The following is a 15,979-nucleotide window of genomic DNA, read 5'->3' on the forward strand; positions in this document are numbered from 1 at the left end:
TATCATAGGTGAAAATAAAGGAAAAATCCACGGAGGAAAAAGTAATCAGAAAATATTTACTGCGATTGAGACAACCACGTATAAAAAAGAAAGAAAACAGATATTATATCCGGGGCTATAAGGGAACGGAAGTGATCATCCGTACAGATCATGAGATCCTGAAGAGGATTGCCTACAGGCGTACCTGCGTGAAACAAGTCTGCATTCCTGGAAGATACGAAACAGAAACAAAATATATCTATACAAGAAAAGAAAACAGAAGAAGCCGCCCAGTCATAGTTCCGGGCATTCCGACCGGGAGAGAAACTGCTATGCCACGTGCCGTGCGGACAGTGCTCCATGCTCTTTCCTATGGCGGGATCGAAGTGGAGGCTTCCAGAAAGCTGGCAGATCTTAAGAAGATGGATCCTATGAGGATCTTTTACAGGACACTGGATGCGGAAGTTTATAACGGAGACTATAAAGTGCCGATCCGTCTGTTTTTTCCAACAGAAGAGGACATGGAAAACGGTGCCGCCTCCGGAAAAAAACCACCGGTGATCCTGTTTTTCCATGGCGGTGGCTGGGTTACGGAAAGTGTAGAGAATTATCAGCGGGTTTGTGCTAGAATGGCACAGTCTACCGGTCAGATCGTGGCGTCTGTTGAATACAGGCTGGCACCGGAATACCGTTTCCCGGTGGGACTGATGGATTGTTATGCAGCTGCGAAGACTTTTTACACCAATCGTTTTCTTTTGAATACGGATCCGGATCGTATCACCATTATGGGAGATAGTGCAGGCGGAAATCTGGCAGCGGCTGTATGTATGATGGCCAGAGACCGCGGAGATTTTTTTCCCAAAAAACAGATCCTTATTTATCCGGCACTGAACAACTGTTATACGGAAGACTCTCCTTTTGAATCCGTAAAAACAAATGGAACCGGTTATCTTCTCACAGCGGAGAAGATGGAAGATTATCTGAAATTCTATGAGAGTTGTCCGGAAGACAGGAGGAATCCCTATTTTGCGCCGATCCTGGAGAAGAATTTTCGAAATATGCCGGATACACTGATACTTACCGCTGAGTTCGATCCTCTTCGGGATGAAGGTGAGGCATTTGGTGAAAAACTGAAGGAAGCGGGAAATCGTGTGGAAGTGCACAGGATCGCAGGTGCGTTTCACGGGTATTTTGCACTGGGGATCAAATTTCTGCATGTGCAGGAGAGCTTTGCATATGTAAATCGTTTTCTGGAAACAGAGGAACAGGAAGAAGGAAAGCATCATGAAGAACGAATATGCACAGTGGAGAAAACTTGACAATGCGGCGCTGGCGTTCCCGGCGGTGACAGGAAAGAATGACACCAGGGTATTTCGTTTTTACTGTGAACTGAAAGAAGAGATAAAAGAAGAAAACCTGCAGGAAGCCCTGGAGAGGACATTGGAAAAATATCCTCTTTTCCGTGCAGTTTTAAGAAAGGGACTGTTCTGGTTTTATCTGGAGAGACGTGATATTCCGGCAGTGGCAAAGAAAGAAGCAGGTGCACCCTGCAGCGGACTTTATATTCCGGACAAAAAAACGCTTCTTTTTCGGGTGAGCTATTATAAGAACAGGATTAATTTCGAGGTATTTCATGCGCTGACGGATGGAACGGGAGCCATGCATTTTCTGATGGAGCTGGTGAAAAATTATCTTCAGGAGACGCACCCATCCGCAGAGCTTCCGGAGCTTTTTTCGGATGAAAACATTACGGGCAGGGATATGGAAGAGGACAGTTTTTCCCAGTATTATTCCTCCGACGCGCCAAGAAAGAGAGAGTCCAAGAAGCCTGCCTTCCAGTTAAAAGGTGAGAAGCTCAGGCAGGAGGATATGAGTATCACGGAAGTCTGTATTCCGGTAAAAGAGATCCACGCCCGTGCAAAAGCGGCCGGTGTGTCGATCACGGTTTTTCTTACGGCAGCACTTATCTGGGCGATCCATGAAGAAGTACCTCAGAATCAGGCGAAAAAGCCCATTGGTCTGATGATCCCGGTAAATTTGAGAAATTATTTTCCGTCCCGGTCTATGGCAAATTTTTTCGGGTGGATCGAGATCAGCTGTTATTTTCAGCCTGATACAGCCTTTGAGGATATTCTGAGATCCGTAAAGGAGCAGTTTGCAAAGGAACTGAGTAAGGACGTGATCGAAGCAAAGCTGAATGATCTGGTAAGCCTGGAGAAAAATCCGATCCTGCGTCTGGTACCACTGGAGATCAAAACCCCGTTCCTTCTTGCCGGGACGACTCTCGGAGGGAGGTCTATCACGGCGATCTATTCCAATGTGGGGATCATCCGGATGCCGGAGGAATATCGGAAATATATTCAGAGATTCGGACTTTTTGCAAGCACGGACAGTCTGCAGCTGTGTTCCTGTTCTTTTGGAGATGAGATGGTTTTAAGCTTTACGTCCAAGATCCCCAATGGAAATATTGAGCGGAATTTTGTGGAGAGACTGAAAAATGAGCAGGTATCCTGTACAATTCGTGAGAATGATCTTCCGGGACAAAAAGAGGAGCAGAAGCAGCAGATGAAGCTTTTTGAGAGCTTTACGTTTCTGTGTATTGTGCTGGCTGTGGTATGTAATCTGATCGATTATCTGCTGGATGGTCATATAGGCTGGGCCTGGTTTGTGACTGCAGGGGCGTTCTGCACCTGGCTGATGGTTTCAGTGGCTTATGTGAAGCGGCGGAATCTTCTGAAGAATGAGATGTGGCAGCTGGTAATCGCAGCTGTTGCAGGAGTGCTTTGGGATGTGTTTACCGGCTGGCGTGGCTGGTCTGTGGATTATCTGCTTCCTCTGGCTTCGCTTGCTGTGATCTGCTCCATGTGGGTGATCACTGCGGTACAGAAGCTGGAGGTGGCGGAATATATGATCTATCTTCTGGAAGCAGGAGCTTTCGGAGGAGTGATCCCTGTGATCCTGCTGGCTGCCGGTGTGGTAACGGTGCTGTATCCGTCGCTGATCTGTATATGCGTCAGCTTTCTGATGCTGGTATGGCTGTTCCTGTTTAAGAGGAAAGATATGGTGCGGGAGATGCAGAAGAAATTCCGTGCATAGAAAATAAAAACAACCGTCGATCTGCAGAGGACTTTTTGAAGATCTGTCTGCAGACCGGCGGTTGTTTAGCAAATAAAGGAAGTTCCCTGCAGAGCTGCGAAAAGCAATAAGCAGAGGGGAAAACTTGCCCGGTGTTCGGAGATCAGAATCCGAAGTCCTCATAGTCCTCAGGTGTGAACTTATGATAGATCATATGCTCACCCTCCAGGGACAGACAATACCGGTAGTCATCCGGAATCCCGTCTTCGAAATATACAAGATAATCAAATCCGGTTCCGGTTGTTTTTTCCATGTGTACATGGTCGGAATAAGCATGAAAAACGTCCATCACTTCATCCAGAGTACAGCCATGACGGGCAACCGTGCCTATAAAGCGTACCAGAAATTCACTCGGCTTCCGGTTTTCGTGAACGTAGTCCGAGGCCTGAGGCGGCAGGGTGATGCAGAAACGCCCGTTTTTGGAAGAAGCCGTTACTTTTCCAAGACGGTCACAGGCATGATCTGAGAATTCTTCCATAGCATGCTGCATTTCTTCTTCCGTAAGCTCTGTGCCAAGAAGACGGTTCAGAGACTGCAGCGGATAATAAAAACGGGTAACTCCGCTCATGTATCCGATCTTTACCTGTTGTTCCTGGATCATATCCAGGAGATTATTTTCCAGTTTTTTGAAATTCATTATGTTTTTCCTTTCCGAGGTCTGAAGGTTTATTGAACTGCATACATTCAGATCCCATTTTTTTCGCAGATATCATTGAGACAGCAGCGGTCACAGTAAGGCTTTGTCCGCGCTGTACAGACTTCTCTTCCATGATTGACAAGACGGTGGCAGAGATCATTGCCTTCTTCCGGAGGGATGATCTTCCAGAGAGCCATTTCCACCTTTTTCGGATCCTTCATGTCATGGACAAGGCCGATGCGGTTGGAAAGGCGGATACAGTGAGTATCTGTTACAATGGCGGGCTTGCCGAATACGTCCCCCATGATCAGGTTTGCGCTTTTTCGGCCCACACCGGGAAGCTTCAGAAGTGCGTTAAAGTCTTCCGGCACCTTGTCGTGATACTGTTCGTGGAGAATGCGCATACAGGCGCTGATGTCCCGGGCTTTGCTTTTTCCAAGGCCGCAGGGACGTACAATGGCTTCGATTGCTTCCGGCTCTGCTGCCAGGGCTGCCACATCCGGGTATTTTGCATAGAGATCCTGAACAACTACATTGACCCGGGCATCGGTGCACTGAGCTGCCAGACGGACACTTACAAGAAGCTTCCAGGCATCATCATAATCCAGTGTACAGTCTGCATCCGGATATTCCTTTTTTAAACGGCTGATAACTTCATAGGCCAGTTCCTGTGTTGTCATTTGTATATGAACCATCCTTTCAATTTCGGTTATATTACTGAATTACTACAGCCAGGATGATACCACAGCATTCGGAGAATTACAAGGTGGACAGGAGTACAGAAGCAGTGTGTGGCATTTGGAATTTTATCAGCAGAGCAATTTTGGGAATCCCCCCCAGGGGCTTGTTAATACCCTGACAATTTGGTACATTAAACGTGACCTGTGAGGGACCTGATCTCCCTCACGTGAATAGAAAAGTGCGGAGGAATCAACGTGGAAAAACTTCTCGATGAAATCGAATCTTACTGGAGCACCCGTACAGAAGGGTACTCCGAAGTGAATCATAAAGAGCTTGCAGGAACGCAGAAAAACGCATGGCTTAAGGTGCTGACCAGTCAGTTTCCGGACAAACCCAAGGAAGAGATCCGTATCCTGGATATCGGAACAGGCCCCGGATTTTTTCCTGTGATCCTGGCAGAAGCCGGATATCATGTAGATGCAGTGGATTATACGGAAGGAATGCTGGAAAAGGCAAAGGAAAATGCAGGAGACCTTTGCCGGAATATCCGCTTTTTGAGGATGGATGCACAGAAGCTGGATTTTGAGGATAATACCTTTGACGTGGTCATTTCCCGAAATCTTACCTGGAATCTGGAGCATCCTGATGTTGCTTATAGAGAGTGGGTCCGTGTACTGAAGGTAGGAGGAAGACTTCTGAATTTTGATGCCAACTGGTACGGTTATCTTTATGAGGAAGAGCAGCGTAAGGCCTACGAAAACGACCGGAAAAATGTGGAAAACAACAGCCTGGATGATCACTATCTCTGTACGGATATTGAGCGCATGGAGCGGATCGCCCTCCAGGTACCGCTGTCAAAGATCAATCGTCCCCAGTGGGATGTAAAAACTCTCCGAGAAGCAGGACTTCTTGGAATCCGCACAGACACAGAAATATGGAAAACGGTCTGGAGTGAGGAGGAGAGATTAAATTATCAGTCCACACCAATGTTTATGGTAACTGGTGTAAAGCCGGATCATTTCCTGAATCTTCCGGTTGCGGTAGGAGAAAAAACAGAAGGCTTTCTTGAGCTCGGAGATGGAGAATTTGTCCTTCCTGCAACCATCATCCGTGGAAAAGATCCTGGAAAAACCGTTCTCGTCACAGCAGGTCTTCATGCAGGAGAGTATGTGGGGATTCAGACTCTGATCGAGCTGTCGAAGCGGCTGAAGCCGGAAAAGGTAAAGGGTCAGCTGGTTCTGGTAAAGGTGCTGAACCGGGAAGACTTTGAGAAGCGTGCAGGCAGCATCAGCTGGGAAGACGGAAAAAATCTGAACCGTGTTTTCCCTGGCAGAAAAGATGGCACAAAAATGGAACGACTGGCAGCGGCCATCACAGAATCCCTGATCCGGAAGGCAGATTATTATATCGATCTTCACGGCGGTGATGATTATGAGGAACTGACTCCGTATGTATATTTTGCAGGCGTGGCAAAGCCGGAGATCGTGGAAGCTTCCCGAAAAATGGCAGAGCAGGTTGATGTCCCATATATGGTACAGTCAAATGTGAGTACAGGCGGCGCCTACAATTATGCGGCAAGTACCTTCCATATTCCGGCGGTCCTTCTGGAACGCGGCTGTATGGGAACCTGGGAACGGGAGGAAGTGGATTCCATGCGAAGAGATGTAAGAAATATCCTCTGCAGCATCGGAGCCTATAACGGAATCCGTTCCCACAGTACGTACTATCCGCTGAAAATGGATGATGTGCGTTATCAGTGCGCCAGTGTCAACGGTCTCTGGTATCCGGTGAAGAAACCAGGCGATATCGTTCATCAGGATGAGTATCTTGGAGAGATCCGTGATTATGAGGGAAATGTACAGGAAATCTGTCGTGCAGACATGGATGGTGTGATCCTTTATCAGGTATCAAGCCTTCAGGTTGTGGAAGGCGGCCCTGTGATCACCTACGGAAATATCGTAAGAGAAAAAGACGAGCGGAAAACAAGGATCGCCCAGTACTGGACCAGGCGCAGCGACAGCTTTCTGGAACAGAGAAGAGCAGAGCTTCACAGTGCACTTGCAGGCCGCTGGATGGCTGAGCTTAAGAAGTATCTGCCTGAGAAAAAGAATCTCCGGATCCTGGATGTAGGCTGCGGAACCGGATTTTTTACCATTCTTCTTGCAAAGGAAGGCCATCAGGTAACCGGGATCGATCTGACGCCGGATATGATCACTCATGCAAAGGAGCTGGCGGAGGAAGAAAAAGCAGACTGCCGGTTTATGGTGATGGATGCAGAAGCTCCGGATTTTCCGGATGAGGAATTTGATGTGATCGTATCACGAAACCTTACCTGGACACTTCCGGACGCGGAGCATGCTTATCAGGAATGGTTCCGCGTACTGAAACCGGGCGGAGTGATGATAAATCTGGATGCAAACTACGGAGCAGCAGACTTTGCGGACACTGCGGATCTTCCGGAGAATCATGCTCATCATCAGATCCAGGATGAGCTGATGCAGGAATGCGAGGATATCAAGCGGCAGCTGCCCATCAGTTCTTTTCTGCGTCCGGCATGGGATCTGGAAACGCTGAGCCGTATAGGTGTGGAAGAATTTTCCTTTGACCTTGGTATCAGCAAACGTATTTATATAGAAAAAGACGAGTTTTACAATCCGACTCCGATGTTTTTGATCTTTGCGAAGAAACAGAGGTAGGATCATGCTCAATATAAAACAGATACAGTATTTTGCAGCCTGTGCCAAAACAGGCTCCTTCAGCCAGGCAGCAGAACTGCTTTTTACCACGCAGTCAAATGTAAGCAAGGTGATCCGTTCCATGGAAGACGATATGCGTACCCAGCTGTTTGTCCGCCATGCAAAGGGCATAGAGCTGACACCGGAAGGAGAGCGTGCATTTATCCATGTGCAGAGGATCCTGGAAAATATAGATGAACTGGAAATGCAGGCACAGCCACTTGCAAAAAGCAGCCTGTGTGTATGCTTTCATCCCAGCTCCTGGTTTGCGGATATCTTCGTAACGTATTATGAAGCACATAAGTGCGATGATCTTCATTATCAGGTTTACGCAGCAGATACCCATGAGATCATAAAACGTGTGAAAGGCAGACAGGATGATATGGGATTCGCCTATGTGATGCAGAATCAGCTGGCGGCGTTCCAGTATTTTCTTTCCCGGAATTACCTGGAATTTGAGCTGCTGACGGAAACCGAGGTAAATATTTATACCGGGAAAGGGAAAGCAGATGAGGGAGATTTTAATATGTCCCAGCTCAGGCTGATCCAGAGATTTCCCGATGAATTTTCCCCGGATAATTACCGGAACCTTGTAGAGGAAAACGGTCATTCCGCAGTGGAGGCAGAGACCGTAGTCGTAACAAACAGTGATTATATCGTGGAACGTCTTCTTGGGTCCGGAGAGCTGTGTAATATCAGTGGTGCGGATCTTTCCGGCCGTGATCCGGGATATTCCTCCGTGAAATATACATTTCCGGGAGAAGGCCAGAAACTTGTTTACGGGTGCATTTGCCGGAGAGGTGAAGAGCTTAGTGAACAGGGAAAGGATTTTCTGGGATTCGTGAAGGAAAGACTTCAGATTTCCGGGAAGTGATAAAAGAATAAAGCAAAAGACCAGACGGGATTTTTCTGCACGGGACACAGGTTCCTGATACAGAAAAGTCCCGTTTTTTATATGGAATATACATCCATGCCAAACCCGACTGTCCAATATCCCCGTACCGGGGTTGTCCGAAAGCTGTTAAATGATAAAATAATATCAGCAGCACACTCCGCGTGCTGAACATAAAAACACTGTGATGCACATAACCTCCGCGCACTCCTATTTGTGCATACAAATGTTTTGTCGAATAATAACACGACCCTTTCAAAAGCAGTTATGGTTTTGGATGCCATAACTGCTTTTGAAATATGAACACAAATCGCTCCACGATTTGTGTTCATGAGCATGCAGCAGAGCGGAATGCGAATGTCTGTCTGAACTGTAAAGGGCAGTGGGAAAGGAAAATTATGAACAAAGAAAATAAACTCGTCATCCGGATCCTGAAGCGGATCCTTCTGCTTGCTGTGGTTATGTTTCTGCTGTCTGTGGTGGTGTTCTGGCTGGCGAGACTGGCACCGGGAGATCCCCTGCAGTCCTTTTACGGAGATTCTCTGGAAATGATGACCAGTGAGGAAGTGGCTGCAGCCAGAACGAGACTGGGACTGGATCAGGGAATCGGGGTACAGTATGTAAGATGGTTTGCCAATGCAGTTCATGGTGACTTCGGATTGTCGCTGAAATACAGGCAGCCGGTTATGAATGTGATCAAACCGCTGATCGGAAATACTCTGGTGCTGGGAGGAATTGCTTATATTGTGATCTTTATACTGGCAGTTCTGATCGCCATATTCTGTACGCTCCATGAGGATCAGTGGATCGACCGGCTGATCTGCAAGATCGGAACAGCAGCCTATTATGTGCCGGCTTTCTGGCTTGGTGTGGTATTGATCCTGATCTTCAGTGTAAATCTTGGATGGTTCCCAAGCAGCGGTGCCTATGATGTAGGAATGGCAGATAGTATCGGCAATCGTATGAAGCATATGATCCTTCCACTGGTAGTAATGATCTTCAGCCATCTTTGGTATTACGCATATATGATACGTAACAAATTCCTGGATGAGGTGCGGAAGGATTATGTACTTCTTGCCAGATCCAAGGGACTTTCCAAAAGAAAGATCCTGTGGAAGCATTGTCTTCGAAATGTAATGCCGACGATCGTGAGTATCATGGCAGTTTCGGTACCCCATGTAACCGGTGGGACTGTAACTGTGGAAGCTGTTTTCAATTATGCGGGAATTGGAAATCTTGCAGTGGAATCTGCAAAATATCATGATTATAACCTGTTGATGATCGATGTGCTGATCACGGGATTTATCGTATTTTTTAGCAGCTTTGTTGCACAGACTGTCAATGAAGAGATTGATCCAAGAATGAAGGATTCGGAGGTGAGGGTATGGTAGCTGACCGGAAGCTTTCAGAAGTTGAGCTTTTTCAGGTAGTTGGTGCCGGGTGGACGCAGCATGAATCTGAAAAACGAAAAAAAACATTTCAGGAAAAGCTGAAGGGGAAACCGGTATTTTCCATGTTCCTGCTTTTTCTGATCGTTTTGGGCTGTGTATTTGCAAATGTTGTTGCAAATCATGATCCCTCAGGTTTTTATCTCCAGAATCTGAATACACCGCCGGGAAAGGAGTTTATCTTTGGAACGGATTCGCTTGGAAGAGATATTTATTCACTGATTTGGTATGGTGGACGGGTTTCTCTGGTGATCGGGCTTCTGGGAACTGCGATCATTACTGTGATCGGTGTTACCTACGGATGCATCAGCGGAACAGCAGGGCCAAAGGTGGACTCGGTTCTGATGCGGTTTACGGAAATGTGCGGAAGTATTCCGACGCTTCTGCTGATCCTGATCCTGTCAGCAGTCCTTCAGGCCGATGATGTGATCAGCATATCTGTGATCATCGGTATTACCGGATGGTTTGCACTGGCCCGTATTGTAAGAAGTGAAGTGCGGCAGATAAGGAACAGTGATTATGTGATGTATGCAAGACTTTGCGGAGGAAGTTTTGGATATGTGATGTATCACCATCTGATACCGAATTTTGTTTCGGCGATCATGTTTGTGGTGATCTCTTCGATAAGCAGCTGTATTACCATGGAATCTACATTAAGCTTTCTTGGCCTCGGGCTTCCGGCAGATGTAATCTCCTGGGGAAGTATGCTCTCACTGGCAAATAAAGCACTGATCATGAATACCTGGTGGGTAATCGTGATCCCCGGAGTTTTTCTGGTCATTACTTTAATGTGCATTACCAGTATGGGAAGCTTTGTGAGAAGTGAGGTAAATAACCATTACAGCAATCTCTGATGCAGTCAAAAATATTTGAATACAAACCGTGATGAAGCATTCCGAAGTGTAGATAACCGGTTTGAAAATAAGGAAAGATGAGGAAAACAGAATGAAAAAGAGAACAGGAATCAACTATGGCAGAAAATATGCGGCGATAACACTGGCAGCAGTGACCGCAGCATGTACAGGAGCAGCTGCAGGCAGTGTGGTAACCGTAGCTGCGGCAGAAGAAAACAAAACTCTGGTATATGCAGGTGAGTCAGAAAGTACAATTAATCCCCTTCTGAATAACCATGATGAACTTCCGGATCTTATTTTTTCAGGACTGATGAAATATGATGCCAATGGAAAGCCGGTAGAGGATCTTGCAGAGAGTTATACCTTTGACAAGGATACCAATACCTATACTTTTAAACTTCGAGATGGTGTTAAGTGGCATGATGGAGAAGATTTCAATGCAGAGGATGTTGTATATACCTATAAGGAGCTTACAGAGGATGAAACCCTGGGAGCCAGCATCACCAGCAACTATCAGGACATTACAAGTATTGAGGCACCGGATGATCAGACTGTGATCTTTACACTGGATCAGTATGATGCTGCCATGCTGGATTACTTCACCATGGGAATCCTTCCAGAGCATCTTCTGGAAGGGGAGGACATAAATACTACATCCTTTAACCAGAATCCGGTGGGAACAGGCCGTTATAAATTTGAAGACTGGGATGCTACCGGCGGAATGATCACACTGAAACGAAATGAAGATTATTACGGAAAGGTTCCGAATATTGAAACCGTTGTATACCGTACAGTGTCGGATGAGACTACAAAGGCAACCATGCTCCAGTCCGGCGAGGCGGATCTTGCATGGCTGAATTCCAACTATGCTTCTCAGTTCAAGGATAAGGACGGATATAATTACTGGGAGTTCACCACAGCAGATTACCGTGGAGCTGCCATGGATATGAGCACAAATTTCTGGAAGGAAAACGGAGATTCCATCGGCGTTCTGAATTATGCGCTGGATAAGGATTCCATTATTGCAGGTGTTCTTGCAGGACAGGGAGAGCCGGCATACAGCCCGATCCAGAGAAACCCTCTCGGAACAGATAAGGAAGCCAATATCTACTCCTATGATCTGGATATCTTTGCAAAGAAGATGGAAGAGCTGGGATGGAAAAAAGGTGATGATGGGATCTATGAGAGAAACGGACAGAAATTCCACTTTACCATCCAGGTACGTGATTACGAAGAAGAGCGTGTGGATATTGCCAATGTCATGTCTGATATGCTGAAGCAGGCTGGTGTGGAAATGGAAGTAAAGCTTGTTACCAAATTTGACTGGGATGCAGGATACAATGGATTTCTTGCCGGCTATTCAACACAGTTTGACCCGGATATGGCATATGTAAACTTTGTAACCGACGCAAGTGGAAACAACATGCATTATTCCAATGCAGATGTGGATAAATATCTTGAGGAAGGCCGTCACGGTGAGACTGAGGAAGCCAGAAAAGAAGCATATGGTGAATTCGAAAAGGCATATGCCGAGGTACCTGGAATCCTTCTGGTTGCTTATCTCCAGGGAGATTATGTAGGCGTTTCCGGACTTGACGGACTGGATACCACACGTGTTCTGGGACATCATTCCGTAGGTGTTATGTGGAATATTGAAGACTGGACCATTACAAAATAAGGAAAAGATCATGCAGGAAACCGTTTTGGAATTAAAAAACTATTCGGTAAGCTTTGACACACCGGACGGCGAGGTACAGGCCGTCCGGAATGTTGATCTCACGGTAAAAAAAGGAGAGATACTTTGTATCGTAGGTGAGTCCGGATGTGGAAAAACCGTTATGTGCCGTAGTGTGATGAAGCTTCTGCCACCGAATGCACATGTAAAAAGCGGAGAGATCAGTCTCTGCGGAGAGAATATCACAGCCTATAAAAGAAAAAAAATGGAAAAGCTGTGCGGAAGCAAGGTAAGCATGGTGTTCCAGGACCCTATGCTGACGCTGAATCCGACGATCCCTGTTGGCAAACAGATCACAGAGGCTATTATCAAAAATCAGAAAGTATCCGGGGATGAGGCGAAAAAAAGAGCTGTGGAAATGCTGAAGCTGGTAGGGATTCCGGATGCAGAACAGCGCTATGGCCTGCAGCCTCATTTTTTTTCCGGAGGAATGCGTCAGCGTTGTGTGCTGGCTATTGCACTGGCCTGTGATCCGGAAATATTATTTGCCGATGAGGCGACTACAGCATTGGATGCAACCGTGGAAGCAAAGATTTTGGATCTGCTTCTTGAGCTGAGAGAAAAAACAGGGATCAGTATTGTGTTCATATCTCATGATCTGGGAGCTGTTGCAAGGATCGCAGACAGAGTTGCAGTTATGTATGCAGGAAAGATCATTGAGATCGGGACAGCAGAAGAGGTTTATTATGATCCCCGGCATCCTTATACCTGGGGACTTCTGTCTTCTCTGCCTGTATTTGCAGGTGAAAAAGGGGATCTGAATCCGATCCCCGGAATGCCGCCCTCTCTTTTGGATCCTCCGCCGGGAGATGCGTTTGCCGTTCGGAATCCCCAGGCACTGGCAATCGATTATGAACAGACTCCTCCGATGTTTAAGGTCAGTGATACGCATTATGCAGCCACATGGCTTCTGGATGAAAGAGCTCCGAAAATAGAAAAGCCTTCCATTTTGAAGGACAGATTACAGGAAAACAGCGGCCGTAAACAGAAACCGGATAAAAAGGAAGCGTCATTTTTACAGAAAACAGAACAAAAACAGGCGCCTGTACTGATCGAAGCCAGAAATCTGAAGCAGCATTTCCGTATCCGTTCCGATTATACGATCCATGCAGTGGATGATGTTTCCTTCCGTATCCGGGAAGGTGAGATCATGGCACTGGTGGGAGAGACCGGCTGCGGAAAATCCACGACAGCCAGAACGCTTGCAGGAATCTACCGGCCTACAGGCGGGGAGATCTTTTATCAGGGAGAAAGAGTGCCGGATAAAAAGGATCCTTTCGGAATGCGGAAGAAAATGCAGACTGAGATCCAGATGATCTTTCAGGATTCGGGCGCTGCACTGAATCCCCGAATGAGCATACGGCAGATCATGCTGGAGCCTGTAAAGATCAGCCGCAGGATCCGTGACAGAGAAATGTTGGAGAACAGGCTTCGGGAAATCCTGAAGGAGACAGGACTGGATGAAAGCATTCTGTCGAAAAAGCCGGGAGAGCTTTCCGGCGGACAGAGACAGAGAGTTGCCATAGGAAGAAGCCTTCTCATGGAACCACGTCTTATCATTGCAGATGAACCCATCGCATCGTTGGACATTTCTATCCAGGCACAGATCGTCATGCTTTTTAAAAAGCTTCAGCAGGAAAAAAGATTTTCGTTTCTTTTTATTGCCCATGATCTGTCCATGGTACGTTTTTTAAGTGATACAACCGGTGTGATGAAAAACGGAAAGCTGGTAGAAATGGCACCTACAAAAGAGCTTTTTGAAAATCCGCAGCATCCTTATACACAGTCCCTGCTTTCTGCGATCCATATCCCGGATCCGCTGGAAGAGAGAAAACGGAGGCTGATCGAGTATGAAGAGCCACAGTCTCTTGGAGAGGGCTGGAAAGAATTATCCGCATGTCACTGTGTGAGAATATAAGAACATAATGGAATACATATGCATGACAAAATGGAATATGTAAAATCCCCCCGCCGGGGTTGTGGCAGAACAGCCGTGTTGTTAAACTTTTGTTATTCGAAATACTGAGAAACAAAGTGCGGAGAGGAAAATATGGGAAAATATATAATAAAACGGTTGCTGCAGCTGATCCCGGTCCTGATCGGGATCACATTTCTTTCTTTTGCCATGATGCGGCTTGCCGGCGGAGATGCAGTAACTTATATGTATGAAAATGCAGGCTCTGCAGTATCCCAGGAGGTCATTGATAATGCGAAGGCAGAATATGGCCTTGATAAACCATTCCTTGTACAATATGCTGCCTGGTTTGCGGGAATGGTAACCGGAGATATGGGAGAGAGCTATGTGTCTCACAGAGATGTCTATGAAACCTTTATTTCAAAGCTTCCGGCAACGATGATGCTGACTCTGTCATCGATCCTTCTTACAATTGTTCTTGCGATCCCGTTGGGAATCCTGTCAGCAGTAAAGCACAACAAATGGGTAGATTATCTGATAAGATTTTTAAGCTTTATCGGCAATTCCATGCCGAATTTTTTTGCTGCCATGGTCCTGATGTATTTTCTGTCCATCAGGCTGGGCGTTTTACCGGTAGTCACAAATACAGATCTCGGACAGAGTATTATTCTGCCGACACTGACACTGGCGATCTCCATGGCTGCAAAATATACCAGACAGGTGCGTGCCACGGTTCTGGAAGAACTGAATAAGGATTATGTGACCGGAGCCCGGGCAAGAGGGATCCGCAGTCGTGTGATCATTTGGAAGAGTGTAATGAAGGCTTCCATGCTGACGATCATCACACTGCTGGCTCTGTCCATCGGCAATCTTCTGGGAGGAACTGCCATTGTGGAAAATATCTTTATGTGGGATGGTGTCGGAAAACTGGCGGTAGATGCGATCACCATGCGTGACTATCCGATCATCCAGGCTTATGTGGCCTGGATGGCGGTTATTTATGTTCTGGTAAATCTGGTGACAGATATTATTTACCACTATCTGGATCCGAGAGTACGACTTGGAGGTGACAGAGCATGAGTGGAAAAAATAATATCACAGTCCGGAAGCAGAAGATCCGGAAAAATCATACAAAAGCAAAGCTTGTCTTTTTTCTTGTGCTTACAGCATTGCTTCTGTTTGTAGCGGCATTTGCAAAATATCTCTGCCCTTATGATCCTTATGTCCAGGATCTGGCACTTGCCCAGAAACCGCCGGGACCGGAGCATCTGCTCGGGACAGACCGTTATGGAAGAGATATGTTTTCCCGTGTGATCATAGGAAGTACGACCAGTATTTATGCAACGCTGCTCCTGGTTGCGGTGATCACTGTGGCAGGAACGGCTATTGGTATTTTCTGTGGCTGGAAGGGCGGCAAAGCCGATACCGTTCTGATGCGTATCTCCGATCTGTTCCTGGCTTTTCCGGGACTGGTATTTGCCCTGGCAGTAGCAGGTGTTCTGGGAGGCGGTATCCAGAATGCGATCATTGCCCTGGCAGTGATCAGCTGGCCGAAGTTTGCGAGACTTGCCAGAGGGCTTACTCTGACTCAGAAGGACTCTGCATATCTTATGGCGGCGAAGCTTTCCGGAAGCAGTACAGGAAAGCTTCTGCTCAAACATATCCTTCCCAATATCGCAGGCCCCATCCTTGTTACGTCAGTTCTTGATATCGGAACCATGATGATGGAGCTGGCAGGACTTTCCTTTCTCGGGCTTGGGGTAAAGCCTCCAATGGCAGAATGGGGAAGTATGATCAGCGATGGAAGAAGTATGCTGCAGATTTCACCGTGGATGGTACTTGCTCCGGGAATGGCGATTTTTATTACAGTAATGATCTTTAATCTTCTGGGAGATACGATCCGGGATTATATGGATCCGAAGGAACGAAACAGGAGAAAAGGATAACAGGCACTTATAAATAAACATA

General features: G+C 46.7%; 12 protein-coding genes. 10 read left to right on the forward strand and 2 right to left on the reverse strand.

All coding sequences use genetic code 11. The annotated features are described in order from the left end of the window. Positions 1–65 precede the first annotated feature (65 nt). Together NE671_RS06720 and NE671_RS06725 are read left to right on the forward strand one after the other, a co-directional pair. Complete coding sequence (locus tag NE671_RS06720; protein WP_330383016.1) at positions 66–1,298, forward strand: alpha/beta hydrolase; 1,233 nt, start codon at positions 66–68, stop codon at positions 1,296–1,298. After that, positions 1,264–3,075 carry a DUF6320 domain-containing protein gene (locus NE671_RS06725; protein ID WP_161209164.1) on the forward strand — a complete coding sequence of 604 codons (1,812 nt, stop codon included), beginning with the start codon at positions 1,264–1,266 and terminating at the stop codon, positions 3,073–3,075. The genes NE671_RS06720 and NE671_RS06725 overlap by 35 nt, the downstream gene beginning before the upstream one ends. 142 nt (positions 3,076–3,217) lie before the next feature. On the opposite strand, the gene NE671_RS06730 is transcribed toward NE671_RS06725, so the two are convergent. Further along, positions 3,218–3,751 (reverse strand): DUF3877 family protein, encoded by a 534-nt coding sequence (locus tag NE671_RS06730; protein ID WP_161209162.1) that lies wholly within the window; start codon positions 3,749–3,751, stop codon positions 3,218–3,220. Between the two features lie 47 nt (positions 3,752–3,798). Continuing rightward, positions 3,799–4,431, reverse strand: a complete 633-nt coding sequence (locus tag NE671_RS06735) for an endonuclease III domain-containing protein (RefSeq protein WP_256163803.1) — start codon at positions 4,429–4,431, stop codon at positions 3,799–3,801. Positions 4,432–4,686: 255 nt separating this feature from the next. Between NE671_RS06735 and NE671_RS06740 the strand changes: the two genes are divergently transcribed. From NE671_RS06740 to nikC, 8 genes are all read left to right on the forward strand, one after another. Further along, entirely contained in the window at positions 4,687–7,128 is a 2,442-nt protein-coding gene (locus NE671_RS06740; protein ID WP_173740376.1) for a methyltransferase domain-containing protein, read from the forward strand. Between the two features lie 4 nt (positions 7,129–7,132). Then, a complete protein-coding gene (locus tag NE671_RS06745; RefSeq protein WP_114001514.1) occupies positions 7,133–8,041 on the forward strand; it encodes a LysR family transcriptional regulator in 909 nt (302 codons plus the stop codon). Positions 8,042–8,457: 416 nt separating this feature from the next. Next, the gene (locus NE671_RS06750; protein WP_129975114.1) at positions 8,458–9,450 is read left to right on the forward strand and encodes an ABC transporter permease; all 993 of its coding nucleotides are present in this window, start codon (positions 8,458–8,460) and stop codon (positions 9,448–9,450) included. Beyond that, on the forward strand, positions 9,444–10,361 hold the full coding sequence (locus NE671_RS06755) for an ABC transporter permease (protein WP_129975112.1): 918 nt from the start codon (positions 9,444–9,446) through the stop codon (positions 10,359–10,361). Before NE671_RS06750 ends, NE671_RS06755 begins: the two co-directional genes overlap by 7 nt. 91 nt (positions 10,362–10,452) lie before the next feature. Further along, the gene (locus NE671_RS06760) at positions 10,453–12,039 is read left to right on the forward strand and encodes an ABC transporter substrate-binding protein (protein ID WP_129975110.1); all 1,587 of its coding nucleotides are present in this window, start codon (positions 10,453–10,455) and stop codon (positions 12,037–12,039) included. Between the two features lie 25 nt (positions 12,040–12,064). Continuing rightward, positions 12,065–14,014 carry a dipeptide ABC transporter ATP-binding protein gene (locus NE671_RS15880; RefSeq protein WP_274603104.1) on the forward strand — a complete coding sequence of 650 codons (1,950 nt, stop codon included), beginning with the start codon at positions 12,065–12,067 and terminating at the stop codon, positions 14,012–14,014. Positions 14,015–14,146: 132 nt separating this feature from the next. Then, the gene (nikB, locus tag NE671_RS06775) at positions 14,147–15,091 is read left to right on the forward strand and encodes a nickel ABC transporter permease (RefSeq protein ID WP_021977177.1); all 945 of its coding nucleotides are present in this window, start codon (positions 14,147–14,149) and stop codon (positions 15,089–15,091) included. After that, positions 15,088–15,957: a nickel transporter permease gene (gene nikC / locus NE671_RS06780; RefSeq protein WP_129975107.1), complete on the forward strand. Its 870-nt coding sequence runs from the start codon at positions 15,088–15,090 to the stop codon at positions 15,955–15,957. Before nikB ends, nikC begins: the two co-directional genes overlap by 4 nt. Positions 15,958–15,979 lie beyond the last annotated feature (22 nt).

The sequence above is a fragment of the Blautia sp. DFI.9.10 genome, assembly GCF_024461705.1.
GTDB lineage: Bacteria > Bacillota > Clostridia > Lachnospirales > Lachnospiraceae > Blautia_A > Blautia_A fusiformis.

Excerpts from the sequence above, each read along its gene's own strand:
- NE671_RS06755 (WP_129975112.1), top strand. The coding sequence starts at position 9,444 with ATGGTAGCTGACCGGAAGCTTTCAGAAGTTGAGCTTTTTCAGGTAGTT.
- nikB (WP_021977177.1), top strand. The coding sequence starts at position 14,147 with ATGGGAAAATATATAATAAAACGGTTGCTGCAGCTGATCCCGGTCCTG.
- NE671_RS06735 (WP_256163803.1), bottom strand. The coding sequence starts at position 4,431 with ATGACAACACAGGAACTGGCCTATGAAGTTATCAGCCGTTTAAAAAAG.
- NE671_RS06750 (WP_129975114.1), top strand. The coding sequence starts at position 8,458 with ATGAACAAAGAAAATAAACTCGTCATCCGGATCCTGAAGCGGATCCTT.
- nikC (WP_129975107.1), top strand. The coding sequence starts at position 15,088 with ATGAGTGGAAAAAATAATATCACAGTCCGGAAGCAGAAGATCCGGAAA.
- NE671_RS06725 (WP_161209164.1), top strand. The coding sequence starts at position 1,264 with ATGAAGAACGAATATGCACAGTGGAGAAAACTTGACAATGCGGCGCTG.
- NE671_RS06730 (WP_161209162.1), bottom strand. The coding sequence starts at position 3,751 with ATGAATTTCAAAAAACTGGAAAATAATCTCCTGGATATGATCCAGGAA.
- NE671_RS06760 (WP_129975110.1), top strand. The coding sequence starts at position 10,453 with ATGAAAAAGAGAACAGGAATCAACTATGGCAGAAAATATGCGGCGATA.
- NE671_RS06745 (WP_114001514.1), top strand. The coding sequence starts at position 7,133 with ATGCTCAATATAAAACAGATACAGTATTTTGCAGCCTGTGCCAAAACA.